This window comes from Caulobacter sp. GW821-FHT11E10 (genome assembly GCF_058808375.1).
Window position 1 is genome coordinate 279,535 of the sequence record NZ_JBXARP010000004.1, and the last position, 14,848, is coordinate 294,382.

Consider the following 14,848-nt stretch of genomic DNA (forward strand, 5'->3'; position numbering starts at 1 on the left):
GCTTAGAGGCTCCGGGTGTTCTTGGCGTTGCGCGAAGCGAAGTCGACGACTTCGGGGCTCTGCGCTTGGTGCGGGTGCTCGCCGTTGTTGTAGATGAGCAGGTGGGTCAGCTGCTTGCGAGCAAGCGGGCTTTCCTTCGGCAGCATGCGCTCGACGGCCTTCTCCAGAACACGTTCCGGGAACTTGCCTTCCAGCACCTTGCGCGGGGTGGTCGACTTGACGCCGCCCGGGTGACCGGTGTGGCGATAGTAGACCTTGTCGTCCAGCTTCTTGCCGGTGAACTTCACCTTGTCGGCGTTGATCACGACGACGAAGTCGCCGCAGTCGACGTGCGGGGTGTAGTCAGGACGGTGCTTGCCGCGAAGACGCATGGCGATGAACGTCGCCAGACGACCGACAACGGCGTCCTGGGCGTCGACCACGATCCACTTCTTCTCGACCTCGGCGGGCTTCAGGGAAGCCGTGGTCTTTTGCATGGGATTGATCCGTAATTTCTGGGCGTCCGAACCCGAGAAAGCCGGTTTCGTCCGTGTGAGGCGCGGCAGGTACAGGAGGGTTCGCGGACTGTCAACAATGCGCGCGCAAGAAAGTTCGGAAACCCTTGTAGAATAAGGGTTTGCGCGATGGGGTATCATAATACCGCATCGCGCGACGTGCGATCAACCACGCTTCCACCACGGAGCCGAGGCCTTGGGCGCCACGACCGGCTTGGCGGCGGTGGGCGCCGAAACCGGATCGTCGAAACCGAAGGCGTGGCGCATCACCTGGAAAATGTAGCTTTCCTCGACCACGCCGCGCAGCAGGAAGGCCTGCGGGCCGTCCGCGAAGACGCCGACGTCCTCGCCCGCATGGGCGGCGCTGCCCAGGTTCACGCCCGCCTGCTGGTGGTAGTCGGGATCGTCCAGGTCTTCCTTCGAGGGGTCCACGCGGGTGTCGGCGCCCAGCGGCCCGCCTGGCCCCGTGGCGAACATCAGGGTCGTATAGGGCTTGCCGTCGGCGGCGACGGCCGGATCGCCCTCGTTGCCGGCCAGGCCAAGGATCGGCGCGTTGCGGGCGGCGTAGCCCGAGAGGACGAGGCCGTGGCTGTGGTCGGCGGTGACGACGACCAGGGTGTCCTTCAGATCGATCTTGGCCAGGACGGCGGCGATGGCCTTGGAGAACTCCACCGTCTCGCTGAGCGTTCGCTTGGCGTTGCCCAGGTGGCTGCCCATGTCGATCTTGCCGCCCTCGACCAGCAGGAAGTAGCCGCTTGGGTTCTTCGAGAGGACGTCGATGGCCGAGGTCGCCATCTCGGCCAGGGTCGGCACGCCCTGCCCCAGCACCGGACGCTCGACCTCGTACGGCAGGTGCTCGGCGGCGAAAAGGCCCAGCAGGCGGCTGGCCTTGGGGTCAATCGCCTTCAGTTGGTCGACCGTGGTGACATAGGCCGCGCCCTCGCCTTCCGCCTTCAGCCACGCCTGGGTCAGGTCGCGACCATCGGCGCGCCTGCCGTCCTTGTCTTCCGGCAGGAAGCGCGAGCGACCGCCGCCCATGACGACGTCCAGGCGCAAGGCGTCCGGCGCCTCGACCAGTTGGCGGGCGATGTCCTTGCAGCCGCCCTCCAGCGCCTCGAGCGGCATGTCGCTGTCGCCTTCCCAGTCCCGATAGGCGGTGTGGGCGTAGGCGCCGGCCGGGGTGGCGTGGGTGACGCGGGTGGTGGTGACCACCCCAGCGGCGCGGCCGTTGGCCTTGGCCAGCTCGGCCAGGGACTGGACGCGCGTCCCGGCCTCGGTCGCGCACGTCTCGGGCAGGGCCGCGCCCGACAGGCCGATGATCTTGTTGCGGGTCTTCACGCCGCTCATGATCGCGGTGATGCCGGCGGCGCTGTCGGTGACCTGGGTGTCGTGGCTGTAGGTCTTGGAAAGCGCCGAATAGGACAGTTGCTCGAACGCCAACGAATTGGACTCGCCGTCGACGCCCTTCAACTGACCGTCATAGATGCGGCCGGCCGTGACCGTCGAAATGCCCATGCCGTCGCCGAGAAACAGGATGACGTTCTTGGCCCTGCCTGTGTTCGGGACCACCGCGATCTGGCGCGCCAGGGCCGCCTCCCCGGCCTTGTAATAGGGATCGCTGACGCTGACCGAGACGGGGGTCTGGGCGAACGCGAAGGCGGGAACGGCGACGGACGCGACGAGGGCGAGAACAAGGGGGCGGATCAAGGCCAAGCTCCATGAGGATCGGCCCGATTTGCGCTCGGCGTGTGACAGTTGTTCCGGGACTATGTTTCAGTCCCTGAAAATCAGGGCCTGCGGACCCGCCACGCAAAGACCGTGGCCACGCCTAGCAGCACAGCGGCGCCGGCCTGGTGCAGCACGCCCAACACGATCGGCACACCGGTCATCAGGGTCCAGATCCCGAGACCCGCCTGCAGGGTGACCACGCCCGCCACGGCCAGGGCCACGATCTTGCTGCCCTCGGCCAGCGGACGATCGCGCCGCGCCACGACGGCGACGGCGATCCCGGCGACGAACAGCAGATAGGCCACCAGACGGTGATGCAGCTGCACCGCGCCCTGGCTATGGGCCAGGGTGCCCCAGAAGCCGTGGCCGGCGTACTCGGCGGGGAAGAAGCCGCCGTTCATCAGCGGCCAGTCGTTGTAGACGAGGCCAGCGTCATTGCCGGCCACCAGGGCGCCCAGCAGGCTCTGGAAGAACACCGCGCCCAGGAAGGCCAAGGCCCAGCCGCGCCAGGCCGAGCGCTCCTCGACGCGCGGCGAGCCGCTCCAGGCGTCCAGGCCCGTCCAGATCAGGACCACGAACAGGGCCAGGGCAAGGCCCAGATGCGTCATCAGCCGCTCGGGCGCCACCGAGACGCGTTCGGAAAGGCCGCTGGACACCATCCACCATCCGACTAGGCCTTGCAGGCCGCCCAGGCCCAGCATGACCGCGCAACGCCAGATCAGGCGGCGCGGGATATCCCGGCGGATCAGGAAGACGACGAACGGAATGGCGAAGACCACGCCCACGGCGCGGCCCAGCAGGCGGTGCGCCCATTCCCACCAGAAGATGCCCTTATAGCCCTCCAGGGTCATGTCGGGGTTCACCAGCTGGAACTGGGGGATCTTCTTGTAGAGCTCGAAGCTCTCGCGCCAGGCCTGTTCGGACATGGGCGGCAGCGCGCCCATGATCGGCTTCCACTGGGTGATCGAAAGGCCGGAGTCCGTCAGGCGGGTCGCGCCGCCGACGACGACCATGGCGAAGACCATGGCGGCGACGATGAAAAGCCAGATCGCGACGGCGCGCGAACGGTCGGAACGCAGGAAAGACGTCATAGGATCGGAAAAGCGTCACTTATGGGCCGAAATGCGGCGCGCCATCCCTACGCCCGCCATTAGTCCGCATCAATGTTTCTGTGGCCCGGCATGACGGCGCCCGCGCTTCGTGTCAGAACGGCCTTCTGGGGCGGAGAAGACGATGAGCGGCATGGGCGTTTTCGCGGCGGCGGTGATCGGCATCCTGGCGGGCTGGATCGCAGATCTGGTGCTGGCCCGACGCCACTCGCTGTTCATCAAGCTCTTGATCGGCGTGATCGGCTCGTTCATCGGAGCGTTCATCGCCTCGCGCATCGAGCTTCATCTCGTCGGCTTCGTCGGCGAGCTGATCGTCTCCAGCGTCGGCGCCATCCTGTTCCTGGCCGTGCTCGGCCTCATTCGGAGACCCGCGTGAGCACTCCCCTCATCCCGGCTCGCCTGCGTAAGTTGATCGGCTCGATCGGCGTCATGGTGATCCTGTTCGCCTGGATCTGGGCCTTCACCAGCCTCTATGACCGCCTGCCGCAGAACCGCGTCGTCCACCTGATCTACTTCGTGGCGCTGGGCATGGGCTGGATCCTGCCGGTGATCCCGCTCATCTCGTGGATGGGCAAGGCCGACAAGCCGCTGGACGTCGGCCAGAGGTAGACGGAAGCGCAACAGCCAGGACCAAAATGAAAAAGGCCGCCCCGAAGGGCGGCCTTTCGTCTTCCGCTCATTCCCGAAGGAAAGCTTCCCGAAGGAAATGGTCGGAGCGACAGGATTCGAACCTGCGACCCCTTGACCCCCAGTCAAGTGCGCTACCAGGCTGCGCCACGCTCCGACGCGGAAGGAGCGCCCTTATAGGCGCCGGTCCGAGGTTGGGCAACACCGATTTCGGACCAAATTTTCAGAGCGTCTTTAGCGCGTCAGCAGGCCGTCCAGGCGTGATTTGATCGCGGTCAGATCGTCCAGCGCGAAGGCCAGGCGATCGCGCGTCTCGCCGCCCAAACGGGTCTGACGCTCGACCGGCGCCTCGTAGTCGATGTCTGGATCAAGGCTGGCCGAACCGTTCGAGCCGATGCCGGCGGCGATCACCTGCGCCAGCCCGTGGTCACGGTGCAGCTTCTGCACGCCCTTGATCGTCAGGCCCTCGCTGTGCAGCAAGGTTCGGACGCCGTTCAGCACGGCGACGTCCTGCGGACGATAGAACCGCCGTCCGCCGGCCCGCTTCATCGGGCGAATGAAAGAGAACTTGGTTTCCCAGAAGCGCAGGACGTGCTGCGGCACGCCCAGCTCTTCGGCGGCCTCGGAAATCGTGCGGAAGGCGTTCGGCCCCTTCGCCACCGCATGGATCCCCTTAGTCGCCGAGAGCGCGGTCGATTCGCGCCTTCATGACCTGCGAGGCGCGGAAACCGATCACCCGGCGGGGCTCGATCTCGGCCGGCTCGCCGGTCTTGGGATTACGGCCCATGCGCGCCCGCTTGGCGCGGACCTGGAAGACACCGAAACCGGACAGCTTGACCGTCTCGCTCTTTTCGAGCGCCTCGGCCACGAGGTCCAGGGTGCGCTCGACCAGTCCGGCGCAGTCCTGACGGGTCAGTCCAACCTCTTCATGAACCGCCTCGCACAGGTCGGCCCGGGTCAAAGTAGCGCCCTTCATGCAACCCCCTTCACGCGTATCTGGGCGGCCTGAAAGACCACCTCTGATGGAGCACTCGCGGCAAACCGGGGTTCGATGCGACCACCCTCAACCGGCCGCGCCCAAGTTCACCGACGACCTCATGCCGCGATTATCGCATGAAGTCAAAGGCTCAACGTCAGGAGTTCATGCCGGGGCGCAGCCTAGGGCAAGGTCGCGCCAACCTGCGCCTTAGAGTGCGATAGCCGAAAGTGGATGCCGGTTTCGGCTATCGCACTCTACCTTTAGGGCGAGCCTGCTTTTCCGGTTCAGCCGTCCGGCTGAACCGGGCAGGCTCTAGAGCCGCACGACGCAGGCGCCCCAGGTCAGGCCGCCCCCCATGGCTTCCAGCAGCAGGAGGTCGCCCTTCTTGATCCGGCCGTCCTTGACGCCGTGCGCGAAGGCCAGCGGGATCGAGGCGGCGGACGTGTTGGCGTGAATGGCGACCGTCGAGATCACCTTCTCCTCGTCGATGCCGCAGCGATGGGCCACGCCCGCCAGGATTCGCTGGTTGGCCTGGTGCGGAATGAACCAGTCGACATCGGCGACCGGCACGCCCGCGTTGGCGGCGGCGGCGTGGATGGCTTCCGAGATATTGACCACGGCGTGCTTGAAGACCTGGTTGCCCAGCATCCGCAGCTTGCCGACCGTGCCCGTGGTCGACGGACCGCCGTCGACATAGAGCAAGTCCTGTTTCGTCCCGTCGGCGCGCAGGGCGAAGCCCAGCATGCCGCGATCCTGGGTGGTCCCCTCGCCTTCGCCCGGCTCGAGCACGATCGCGCCGGCGCCGTCGCCGAACAGCACGCAGGTGCCGCGGTCGCTCCAGTCCATCAGGCGGGTCATGGTCTCGGCGCCGATGACCAGGGCGCACTTGGCATGGCCGCGCGCCACGAAGCCGTCGGCGACGCTCAGCGCATAGACGAAGCCCGAGCAGACGGCCTGGACGTCGAAGGCGATGCCGACCGGCGCGCCGATCTTGCGCTGCACGATGGTGGCGACGGCCGGGAAGGTCAGGTCGGCCGTGGTGGTGGCCACGATGATCAGGTCGACGTCGGCGGCGGTCTTGCCGGCGGCCGCCAGGGCCTCCTTGGCCGCTTCGGCGGCCAGCTCCGAGACCGGCTGGTCCTCGGCCGCCTGGTGACGCTGGCGAATCCCCGTGCGCTCGACGATCCACTCGTCGCTGGTGTCGACGAACTTGGCCAGATCCTCGTTGGTCACGATCCGGGGCGGCAGGTACGCGCCGACGCCCGTCACAACACTTCGAACCACGCTCACTCGGCCGCTCCCTTGGCGCCAACGCCGGGATCTTGACCCGCCGGGGCCTCATCCTTGGCCGCGACGGCGGTCAGGCGCTTCAGATTTCTGTCGATCTCGGCGCGGAAGTCGCTGCGCGCGAGGTTGGTCGCGACCCGGATCGCCGAGGCGAAGCCGCCCGCGTCCGCGCCGCCGTGGCTTTTCACCACGATTCCGTTCAGGCCCAGCAGAGGGGCCCCGTTCACCCGGCTCGGGTCCAGCCTATGGCGCATCTTTTTCAGCGCGCCCGAGGCGATCAGAGCGCCCAACATGGCCATCGGACCCGAGGTCAAGGCGGACTTGATCTCGTTTGAGAAGAAGCGGGCCAGGCCCTCGGCCGTCTTCAGGGCGACATTGCCGGTGAAGCCGTCGGTAACCACCACGTCGACGGTGCCGTAGGCGATGTCGTTGCCCTCGACGAAGCCGTGATAGTCGAAGTCGAGCTTGGTTTCGCGCAGGATGGCGTGAGCTTCCCGGACTTCCTCGTGGCCCTTCTGGTCCTCGGAGCCGACGTTCAGCAGGCCCACCGTCGGGCGCTTGGCGCCATGCACGGCGTGGTGGAAAGCCGCCCCCATGATGGCGAACTCGACCAGTTGGGCCGCGTCGCTCTCGACATTGGCGCCAACGTCCAAGACCGTGGTCACGCCCTTCATGTTGGGCCAGTTGGCGACGATGGCCGGGCGCTCCAGATCCGCGCCCATCCGCAGGATAAGCTTGGAGATGGCCATCAGGGCGCCGGTGTTGCCGGCCGAGACGCAGGCCTGAGCCTGGTTCTCGCGCAGGGCCTCGATGGCGTTCCACATGCTGGAGCCCTTGCCCCGGCGCATGGCCTGGGCGGGCTTCTCGTCCATGCCGATGGCCTTGTCGGCGTGGCGAACTTCGCTGACCGCCTTGGCGGCCGGATGCTTGGCCAGTTCCGCCTCGATCGCCGCGCCGTCGCCATGCAGCAGGAACCGCACTCCAGGAAGGGCCTGGGCCGCCTGGGCGACGCCGGGAACGACGATGGAGGGCCCGTGGTCGCCGCCCATGGCGTCGACGGAGATGACTACGGTTTGGGACACGTGGCGCTGTGAGCTCCGGCAGGCGGTCTCGCCGCCCCTCAAGGCGGCGGACGATACATCCGCGTGAATATCACGCAAGCGGTCGAGTCGGACTGTTAGCCCTCGTCTTCCTTCGATTTTAGGCTCTTAAGCGCCGCGAATGGAGAAAGTTCGACCGGCTCGGGCGGCTGGACGAACACCGCGCCCGGCTTGCGGGGGAACGGATCCAGTTCCAGCGCCAGGTGCTCGACGACGTAGCCCGAGACGTCGATCGTCTCGCCTTCCAGCACATCCGGCGGATCGTCGGCGTCAGGGTCGACGCCGAGATCGCCGCTCTCCTCGTCCTGCGGCGCGTTCCTGCTGTTGGCCGGCAGCACCTTCAGATCGAAGCGGGCGTCGATCGGCGTTTCGAAATCATCCGCGCTAGCGCTGCAGGTCTCGACCACGCGAGCACGCAGCACGCCCGAGACCGAAGCCCCGTCCAGCCACGATGTCAGGAACACCTCGGCGCTGAATTCCTCCAGGCTGACGAGATTCAGCTGCTTGGCGATGGCCTTGCGCTGCTCGGCCGTCGGCTCCAGGCGCAGTTTCACAGCGCCGCGGTCGACCTGGGCCAACGGAATCTCGCAGGGCCAGGGGGCGATCACGGGTTCGGCCAAGTCACATCTCCTTGCAGCAGGGCCTCCAGCGATTGTTCCGCCAGCGCCTCGCGCGTCTTGATCACATAGGCGCTCAGCGCCGCCACGTCGCCCTCTCCGCGCTCCTCGAACGCGGTCCGGGCCAGGAAGTCGCCGACGCGCGCCCCGTCCGGCAGGGGCGCGACGGCTTCGTCATAGCTCTTCAGGCGGCCATAGAAGGCGCCCGCCAGCTTTTTCATCTTCTTGCCGACGGCGGTGTCGGACACGCCGATCTCGCGGAAGGCGTCGTCAAGGCCCTTCACATACGAGTCGAACACGGCCTGCGAGGTTTCCGCCGCCGCGTCGCCCTGCGCCTTCAGCCGCTCGATCAAAAAGATCACGTGCAGGCTGAACAGCTCGAACCGCCCTTCCATCGAGTCGCGGACGCCGAAATCGCGATAAAAGGCGGCCGAACGGGCCTGCGCGACTGCGGATGCATACAGCTTGGCCCCTGCCGCCTTGGCGGGCCTGGGCTTGAGCCACCTGTCCAGAAACATGAAACGCCTCGATTTCGCCGCGACATCCCGCTATGCGCGGGGTCCGCCTTCACGCGGGCATTGAACTAAGCTCCCGCGGGCGATAGGTCAAAGTCTGCATTTTTCCGGTTCGGAGCCTTGATGTCTCGCCCCGCCGTTTTCGCCGCCGCCGTTCTGGCCCTGGCGTTCGCTACCTCGGCCTGTACGCCGCTGACGAGCTATTCTGGGTTTCAAGCCATCGAGGCCAAGCCCGCCGACATGAAAATCGGTGAGGACAGCAAGTCGACCCTGATGGAAAAGCTGGGCTCGCCCTCGGCTGTTTCGACCTTCGACCAGAACACCTGGTACTACATCTCGCAGACCACCGACCGCGTGGCCTTCTACATGCCGCGCGTGATCAAGCGCGACGTGGTGGCCATCAAGTTCAGCCCGGCCGACGAGAAGGTCGCCTCGGTGAACACCTACACCCTGAAGGACGGCAAGGTCATCGCCTACAACGGCCGTGAGACCCCGACCCGCGGCCGCGAGATGACCATCCTCGAACAGCTGCTCGGCAACGTCGGTCGCGGCGGCATGCTCCCGCAGGACGACGAGGCCCCGGGCCAGCGTCCGGGCGAGCGCCGCTAAAACCTTCGCCACTCAGGCGACAGATTAGAAAAGCCGTCCGCCGCAAGGTGGGCGGCTTTTTCGCGCTTCGGTTTCAAGACAAGGATTCGCTCCACTCCCGCTGGTGAATAGAGCGCGCGCATTTACTGTGAATCTCAGATTGACCTTCTTGGCGCGGACAGAATGTCGCAACCTAAACACTTCATAAACCCGAATTGGGTGAGTTTCGAAATCTAATCGCCAAGGTTACGGCGAGCAAATTCACGGCGGCGGGGGAGGCGCACTGTGGAGGGCATGGATCTTCGAGACGTTTCCGTTCTGCTTGTCGATGACAATGCGAACATGCGGAAGGTCGTCAGCGAGATACTGAAGGCGGCTGGCGTTCGCAGGGTCCGGGAGGCCGGCGATGGCCTCGACGCGCTCAAGATCTTCCAGGCCCAAGAGATCGACATCATCTTCACCGACCTGATGATGGCCCCGGTCGACGGCCTGGCGTTCATCCGCTGGATCCGCACCTCGACGGCCAGTCCCAATCCCTATGTGCCGATCATCATGATGACCGGACACGCCACCCAGCGGACGCTGAACGACGCGCGCATGGCGGGGGTCACCGAGTTCCTGGCCAAGCCGCTGACGGCGCGCGGGGTCATGCACCGGATCAATGAGATCGTGAACAACCCCCGCCCCTTCGTGCGGGCCACCGAATACTTCGGCCCGTGCCGTCGCCGGCGGATCGATCACGAATTCTCGGGCGTCGAACGGCGCGGTGCGGCCGAGATCGAAATCCAGGACGCCCTGGCCGAGATGGCGCCCGAGGACGTCTACTGAGACCTTCTTCCTAGAGGCCCAAAGGAAAACGCCCCGGAGTCTCCTCCGGGGCGTTCCTGTTTCAGCTTGTCGCTGGGATCAGCCGTGGGCCAGGACGGCCAGCAGCAGCAAGGCCACGATGTTGGTGATCTTGATCATCGGGTTCACGGCCGGCCCCGACGTGTCCTTGTAGGGGTCGCCGACAGTGTCGCCCGTGACGGCGGCCTTGTGCGTTTCGCCACCCTTGGTGTGCAGGACGCCGTTCTTGTCGGTGAAGCCTTCTTCGATCACCTTCTTGGCGTTGTCCCAGGCGCCGCCGCCGCTCGTCATCGAGATGGCGACGAACAGGCCCGTGACGATCACGCCCATCAGCATGGCGCCGAGCGACGCGAAGGCGTCGACCTTGCCGGCGATGGCCTTGATCACGAAGAACAGCACCACCGGCGAAACCACCGGCAGCAGGCTGGGCACGATCATCTCGCGGATGGCGGCCTTGGTCAGGATGTCCACCGCGCGGCCGTATTCCGGCTTGACCTCGCCGGTCATGATGCCCGGGTTCTCGCGGAACTGACGACGCACCTCGGCGACGACCGACTCGGCCGCGCGACCGACGGCGGTCATCGACATGCCGCCGAACAGGAACGGCAGCAGGCCGCCGAACAGCAGGCCGACCACGACGTAGGGGTTCGACAGGTCGAAGGTCACCGGGCCCATGCCGTCGAAGAAGCTGCCCGGGGCCGCGTTGGCCGAGAAGAACTTCAGGTCTTCGGTATAGGCGGCGAACAGCACCAGGGCGCCCAGGCCCGCCGAACCGATGGCGTAGCCCTTGGTGACGGCCTTGGTGGTGTTACCCACGGCGTCGAGAGCGTCGGTGGTGACGCGGACTTCCGGCGGCAGGCCCGCCATCTCGGCGATGCCGCCGGCGTTGTCGGTGACCGGACCAAAGGCGTCCAGGGCGACGATGAAGCCGGCCAGGGACAGCATGGTCGTGGTGGCGATGGCGATGCCGAACAGGCCCGCCAGGTTATAGGTCACCACGATGCCGACGATGATCGTCAGAGCCGGCAGAGCCGTGGACTCCAGCGACATGGCCAGGCCCTGGATGACGTTGGTGCCGTGGCCCGAGACCGAGGCCTGGGCCACCGACTTCACCGGACGGAAGTTCGTGCCGGTGTAGTACTCGGTGATCATCACGATGGCGGCGGTGACGGCCAGGCCGACCAGGCCGCAATAGAAGAGGCCATCGGCGTCGAAGGTGCGGGTTCCCACCGTCACGGCGTTCGGCACCAGGTTGTGGATCACGTACCAGACCGCCGGGATCGACAGCACGCCGGTGACGATCAGGCCCTGATAGAGGGCCCCCATGATGTTCTGCTTCTTGCCCAGACGAACGGCGAACGAGCCGATGATCGAGGTGACGATGCAGACCGCGCAGATGGCCAGCGGCAGCATCATCATCGAAGAGACGATTTCGACGCCGGCGGTGCGGAAGAAGATCGCCGCCAGGACCATGGTGGCGACCGTCGTCACCGCATAGGTCTCGAACAGGTCGGCGGCCATGCCGGCGCAGTCGCCGACATTGTCGCCGACGTTGTCGGCGATGGTGGCGGCGTTGCGGGGGTCATCCTCCGGGATGCCGGCTTCCACCTTGCCCACCAGGTCGCCGCCCACGTCGGCGCCCTTGGTGAAGATGCCGCCGCCCAGACGAGCGAAGATCGAGATCAGCGAGGCGCCGAAGCCCAACGACACGAGCGAGTCGACCACGACGCGGTCGGTGCCGGCATGGCCGGTCGCCAGCAGCACGGCGAAGTAGCCCGCCACGCCGATCAGGGCGAAGCCGGCCACGAGCATGCCGGTCACGGCACCGGAGGTGAAGGCCATCGACAGGCCCTTGGCCAGGCTCTCGGACGAGGCCTGGGCCGTACGCACGTTGGCGCGGACCGAGATCAGCATGCCGGCGAAACCGGCCGCGCCCGACAGGATCGCGCCCAGGGCGAAGCCGACGGGTTGCTCCCAAGATTTGAAGAAGAACGCCAGGATGGCGATCACCACCACGCCGACGATGGCGATCGTCGTGTATTGGCGGTTCAGATAGGCCTGAGCCCCTTCCTGGATCGCCGCGGCGATCTCTTGCATTCGTGCATTGCCGGCCGAGGCCCGCATCAGACTGGCCGACTGTACGGCGCCGTACAGCACCGCCAGCAGCCCGGCCCCGATGGCCAGATTAAGCCAAAGACTCATTAGGTTTTTCGCCCCTTCGCGCTTCCAAATCCGAGGGGGACGTCGGTCCTGGCGCTTGGAGGATTGACGAACGCCAAACCGCGGCCTGGATCGACGGGCGGACCTTTTGGCCTCGTGCCCCCTCGATGCTCCCTGAATGACCGCCGAACGGCGTCATCGAAAAGAGACTGTCAGATGGCTGGAAGGCGCGCAACCCGTGTCGGCGCAAGCGTTTGAGCGCTAAAAGCTTGGCCGTTGGGCCGGAATCAGGGGTTCAGAGGGCCGGTGGCCGGCCTGGCTGTGTTCGCCTTGGGCGGCATCAACTGCTGGCGGGGGATCTGCTTGACGATCGCCACCGAGGCCACCTTGCCCTTGCCGAACAGCTGGGCGCACTGGCCCATGACGAAGCTGGTCAAGCGCGGGCCATCCACTTCCTTCCAGGTGTCGGAGCGGGTGAACGGGGTCCGGTAGGCTGCGCGCACGATCGCGTCGCGTAGCGCCGGCTCCTGGTCCTTGAACGACTGGACCTCGGTGCCCGAGGTCAGCGTCAGGGTCATGGCCACGAAGACGTAATTGACGATCCGGCCGTTGGCGATGATCGGGATGGTCATCGAACCCAGCTTGTAGGTCGGGTCGAGCGCCTGGCCCTCTTCCTTCTTCTCTTTCTTGTCGCTGGCGAAGGCGGGCGCGGCGGCCGAGGCGAAGGCGGCGGCGAGCAACAGGCGGCGAGAAGGCGTGCGAAGAGCGGTCATGGGTCTTTCCCATAGCCGACAGGCCTTGAGATTAACCTAACCGGTCGGGAAACGTGCTCAGCCGTGCAGCCAGCCCAAGCGCGAGGGCGTCACGTCGCGGCCCTTGAAATAGGCCGAGACCCCCTCGCCTTCCACGAACTCACCGATCTCGCTGACCTTCACCCCAGCCGCGGCGGCGGCCACGCGGAAGGCCCAGGCTTCGTTCGGGTCAACGGCGCAGACGATCTCGTAGTCGTCGCCGCCCGAGGCCAGGGAGATGCGGCCCTCGACCTGTTCGGGCTGCTGGTCCAGCCAGGCCTGCCCCCCCGTCGACAACGGCAGTCGCTCCAGGTCAACGCGCACGCGGCAGCCACTGGCCTTGGCGATGTGGCTGCTGTCGGCCAGCAGGCCGTCGGAAACGTCGGCGCTGGCCCTGGCGTGCAGGCGCATGGCCTCGCGCAAAGCCACGCGCGGCTCGGGCTGGCGGTAGCGGCGCAGCAGCGCGCCATCCGGATCCAGGACCTCGCCCCATTGGGCGAGCAGGCCAAGCCAGCCGTCGCCGATCGTGCCGGTGACCATGAGGCGGTCGCCCGGCTTGGCGCCTCGGCGAAGGATCGCCCCGCCTTCGGGAACCCAGCCCAGCAGGGTCGCCGAGACCACAAGCGGACCGGAGGTCGTGACGGTGTCGCCGCCCAGCAGCGAGATGTCGAAGAACGCGCCGTCCTCGGCGAGGCCCCGGGCGAAGGCCTCGCGGGCGGCGATGTCGGAGCCCGAGGGCCAACCGACCGCCAGGAAATAGCCGTAGGGCTCGGCGCCCTTGGCCGCCAGGTCCGAGAGATTGGTCCGCAACAGCTTGCGGGCGATGACGTCCAGCGCCTCGTCGGGCAGGAAATGTACGCCGGCGACCATCGCGTCCTTGGTGATCACCAGGTCATGGCCGGGCCGCGACGGCAGCACGGCCGCGTCGTCCAGAAGATCGAGCGCGGCCGGATCGCCGCGCGTCAGCGGCCGCAGCAGGCGTGCGATATGATCGAATTCGGTCGCGGGCGCCGCCGCCGTGGGCGGAGCCTCGTCTTCTGCGAACCAGTCGTCTTCGTCAGTCTCTTGCATCACGGGCGATCGCGTCGAGGGCGCCATTGATGAAGCCTGACTCGGGTCCTTCAAAAAAGGATTTCGCGATCTCGACGTATTCGTTGATGACGACCTCGGTCGGAACGTCCGGCCGGTACATCAGCTCGAAGGCCCCGGCGCGCAGCACGGCGCGGGCCGTGGCGTCCAGGCGCTCCAGGCGCCAGCCCGAGGCCAGACGCTTGACGATGCCCTGGTCGATCTTGGACTGGTTGGAGACCACGCCCTTGGCCAGTTCGGCGAAGAAGGTCTCGTCGGCGGCGGCCAGGCGCTCGCCCTCGACGTCGCGATCGAAGCGATGCTCGCTGAACTCACGGACCACGGCGTCGACGCCGGCGCCCGAGACTTCCATCTGATACAGGGCCTGGACGGCCGCGAGACGCGCCACCGAGCGCGGTTGGATGCGGTTGCCGCTCATCGGGCCTGCCCCCCCAGCAGTTGGCGCTTCAGGGCGATGGTCTCCAGGCACGCCTTGGCGGCCGCGCCGCCACGATCGCCTTCGCTGACCCGGGCGCGCGTCCAGGCCTGGGCCTCTTCGTCCACGGCCAGCACCCCAAAGCCGATCGGCAAGCGCTTGCCTACGCCCAGATCCTGCAGGCCGCGCGCGGTTTCGTTGGCGGCCAGTTCGAAATGGTAGGTCTCGCCGCGGATGATGCAGCCCAGCGCCACGAAGCCGTCGTAGCGAACGCCCACCGGGCGATGGCCCGCCTCTTCGGCGATGGCGATGGCGGTCGGGATCTGCAGAGTGCTGGAGACCGTGATCACGTCATATTCCGCGCCCTGGGCTTCGATCGCCTGGGCGGCTCCGCGCAACAGCTCGTCGGAGATTCCCGAATGGCTTCGGCCCTCCACGATCAGCAGGCGGATGTTGTCTTCAACCATCTAACTCGAATCTCCACGGCCACGCTCGCGGCGCGA

The 14,848-nt window shown here is 66.6% G+C and carries 18 protein-coding genes and 1 tRNA gene; 4 read left to right on the forward strand and 15 right to left on the reverse strand.

What is annotated here, in order from left to right; translation table 11 throughout:
* Positions 1–2: 2 nt before the first annotated feature.
* The 3 genes from rplM to AC1RRV_RS09950 form a co-directional block, all read right to left on the reverse strand.
* Positions 3–476, reverse strand: a complete 474-nt coding sequence (gene rplM, locus AC1RRV_RS09940) for a 50S ribosomal protein L13 (RefSeq protein ID WP_492859458.1) — start codon at positions 474–476, stop codon at positions 3–5.
* Between the two features lie 183 nt (positions 477–659).
* The gene (locus AC1RRV_RS09945; protein WP_492859459.1) at positions 660–2,201 is read right to left on the reverse strand and encodes an alkaline phosphatase; all 1,542 of its coding nucleotides are present in this window, start codon (positions 2,199–2,201) and stop codon (positions 660–662) included.
* An 80-nt stretch (positions 2,202–2,281) separates the two neighbouring features.
* Complete coding sequence (locus AC1RRV_RS09950) at positions 2,282–3,313, reverse strand: COX15/CtaA family protein (protein ID WP_492859460.1); 1,032 nt, start codon at positions 3,311–3,313, stop codon at positions 2,282–2,284.
* A gap of 142 nt (positions 3,314–3,455) precedes the next feature.
* Between AC1RRV_RS09950 and AC1RRV_RS09955 the strand changes: the two genes are divergently transcribed.
* The gene (locus tag AC1RRV_RS09955) at positions 3,456–3,707 is read left to right on the forward strand and encodes a GlsB/YeaQ/YmgE family stress response membrane protein (RefSeq protein ID WP_492859461.1); all 252 of its coding nucleotides are present in this window, start codon (positions 3,456–3,458) and stop codon (positions 3,705–3,707) included.
* Positions 3,704–3,940: a DUF2842 domain-containing protein gene (locus tag AC1RRV_RS09960; RefSeq protein WP_492859462.1), complete on the forward strand. Its 237-nt coding sequence runs from the start codon at positions 3,704–3,706 to the stop codon at positions 3,938–3,940. Before AC1RRV_RS09955 ends, AC1RRV_RS09960 begins: the two co-directional genes overlap by 4 nt.
* Positions 3,941–4,038: 98 nt before the next feature.
* Here AC1RRV_RS09960 and AC1RRV_RS09965 read toward each other — a convergent pair.
* The 7 genes from AC1RRV_RS09965 to AC1RRV_RS09995 all read right to left on the reverse strand — a co-directional run bounded on the left by AC1RRV_RS09965 (position 4,039) and on the right by AC1RRV_RS09995 (position 8,459).
* Positions 4,039–4,115 (reverse strand) — tRNA-Pro (locus tag AC1RRV_RS09965).
* Positions 4,116–4,192: 77 nt separating this feature from the next.
* Positions 4,193–4,618, reverse strand: coding sequence for a MerR family transcriptional regulator (locus tag AC1RRV_RS09970; protein WP_492859463.1), 426 nt, complete (start codon positions 4,616–4,618; stop codon positions 4,193–4,195).
* A gap of 13 nt (positions 4,619–4,631) precedes the next feature.
* Complete coding sequence (locus AC1RRV_RS09975) at positions 4,632–4,934, reverse strand: integration host factor subunit alpha (protein ID WP_492859464.1); 303 nt, start codon at positions 4,932–4,934, stop codon at positions 4,632–4,634.
* Positions 4,935–5,249: 315 nt separating this feature from the next.
* The gene (locus tag AC1RRV_RS09980) at positions 5,250–6,227 is read right to left on the reverse strand and encodes a beta-ketoacyl-ACP synthase III (RefSeq protein WP_492859465.1); all 978 of its coding nucleotides are present in this window, start codon (positions 6,225–6,227) and stop codon (positions 5,250–5,252) included.
* Entirely contained in the window at positions 6,224–7,306 is a 1,083-nt protein-coding gene (gene plsX / locus AC1RRV_RS09985; RefSeq protein WP_492859466.1) for a phosphate acyltransferase PlsX, read from the reverse strand. Before plsX ends, AC1RRV_RS09980 begins: the two co-directional genes overlap by 4 nt.
* A gap of 95 nt (positions 7,307–7,401) precedes the next feature.
* Entirely contained in the window at positions 7,402–7,944 is a 543-nt protein-coding gene (locus AC1RRV_RS09990) for a YceD family protein (protein ID WP_492859467.1), read from the reverse strand.
* Positions 7,929–8,459, reverse strand: coding sequence for a ubiquinol-cytochrome C chaperone family protein (locus tag AC1RRV_RS09995; RefSeq protein ID WP_492859468.1), 531 nt, complete (start codon positions 8,457–8,459; stop codon positions 7,929–7,931). The genes AC1RRV_RS09990 and AC1RRV_RS09995 overlap by 16 nt, the downstream gene beginning before the upstream one ends.
* Positions 8,460–8,579: 120 nt before the next feature.
* Between AC1RRV_RS09995 and AC1RRV_RS10000 the strand changes: the two genes are divergently transcribed.
* Together AC1RRV_RS10000 and AC1RRV_RS10005 are read left to right on the forward strand one after the other, a co-directional pair.
* Complete coding sequence (locus AC1RRV_RS10000; protein WP_492859469.1) at positions 8,580–9,065, forward strand: outer membrane protein assembly factor BamE; 486 nt, start codon at positions 8,580–8,582, stop codon at positions 9,063–9,065.
* Between the two features lie 264 nt (positions 9,066–9,329).
* Entirely contained in the window at positions 9,330–9,872 is a 543-nt protein-coding gene (locus AC1RRV_RS10005; RefSeq protein ID WP_492859470.1) for a response regulator, read from the forward strand.
* A 78-nt stretch (positions 9,873–9,950) separates the two neighbouring features.
* Here the strand turns inward: AC1RRV_RS10005 and AC1RRV_RS10010 are convergent, their stop codons facing one another.
* The 5 genes from AC1RRV_RS10010 to AC1RRV_RS10030 form a co-directional block, all read right to left on the reverse strand.
* A complete protein-coding gene (locus AC1RRV_RS10010) occupies positions 9,951–12,092 on the reverse strand; it encodes a sodium-translocating pyrophosphatase (RefSeq protein WP_492859471.1) in 2,142 nt (713 codons plus the stop codon).
* Positions 12,093–12,337: 245 nt separating this feature from the next.
* The gene (locus AC1RRV_RS10015) at positions 12,338–12,823 is read right to left on the reverse strand and encodes a hypothetical protein (RefSeq protein ID WP_492859472.1); all 486 of its coding nucleotides are present in this window, start codon (positions 12,821–12,823) and stop codon (positions 12,338–12,340) included.
* A 57-nt stretch (positions 12,824–12,880) separates the two neighbouring features.
* The gene (gene thiL, locus AC1RRV_RS10020) at positions 12,881–13,939 is read right to left on the reverse strand and encodes a thiamine-phosphate kinase (RefSeq protein ID WP_492859473.1); all 1,059 of its coding nucleotides are present in this window, start codon (positions 13,937–13,939) and stop codon (positions 12,881–12,883) included.
* A complete protein-coding gene (gene nusB / locus AC1RRV_RS10025) occupies positions 13,899–14,348 on the reverse strand; it encodes a transcription antitermination factor NusB (protein ID WP_492859474.1) in 450 nt (149 codons plus the stop codon). Before nusB ends, thiL begins: the two co-directional genes overlap by 41 nt.
* Positions 14,345–14,812 (reverse strand): 6,7-dimethyl-8-ribityllumazine synthase, encoded by a 468-nt coding sequence (locus AC1RRV_RS10030; RefSeq protein ID WP_492859475.1) that lies wholly within the window; start codon positions 14,810–14,812, stop codon positions 14,345–14,347. The genes nusB and AC1RRV_RS10030 overlap by 4 nt, the downstream gene beginning before the upstream one ends.
* Positions 14,813–14,848: the final 36 nt, after the last annotated feature.

Bases quoted from the DNA above. Each gene is read 5' to 3' on its own strand.
- thiL (WP_492859473.1), bottom strand. From the start codon at position 13,939: ATGGCGCCCTCGACGCGATCGCCCGTGATGCAAGAGACTGACGAAGAC.
- AC1RRV_RS10010 (WP_492859471.1), bottom strand. From the start codon at position 12,092: ATGAGTCTTTGGCTTAATCTGGCCATCGGGGCCGGGCTGCTGGCGGTG.
- AC1RRV_RS10015 (WP_492859472.1), bottom strand. From the start codon at position 12,823: ATGACCGCTCTTCGCACGCCTTCTCGCCGCCTGTTGCTCGCCGCCGCC.
- rplM (WP_492859458.1), bottom strand. From the start codon at position 476: ATGCAAAAGACCACGGCTTCCCTGAAGCCCGCCGAGGTCGAGAAGAAG.
- AC1RRV_RS10000 (WP_492859469.1), top strand. From the start codon at position 8,580: ATGTCTCGCCCCGCCGTTTTCGCCGCCGCCGTTCTGGCCCTGGCGTTC.
- nusB (WP_492859474.1), bottom strand. From the start codon at position 14,348: ATGAGCGGCAACCGCATCCAACCGCGCTCGGTGGCGCGTCTCGCGGCC.
- AC1RRV_RS09950 (WP_492859460.1), bottom strand. From the start codon at position 3,313: ATGACGTCTTTCCTGCGTTCCGACCGTTCGCGCGCCGTCGCGATCTGG.
- AC1RRV_RS09995 (WP_492859468.1), bottom strand. From the start codon at position 8,459: ATGTTTCTGGACAGGTGGCTCAAGCCCAGGCCCGCCAAGGCGGCAGGG.
- AC1RRV_RS10030 (WP_492859475.1), bottom strand. From the start codon at position 14,812: ATGGTTGAAGACAACATCCGCCTGCTGATCGTGGAGGGCCGAAGCCAT.
- AC1RRV_RS09975 (WP_492859464.1), bottom strand. From the start codon at position 4,934: ATGAAGGGCGCTACTTTGACCCGGGCCGACCTGTGCGAGGCGGTTCAT.
- AC1RRV_RS09955 (WP_492859461.1), top strand. From the start codon at position 3,456: ATGAGCGGCATGGGCGTTTTCGCGGCGGCGGTGATCGGCATCCTGGCG.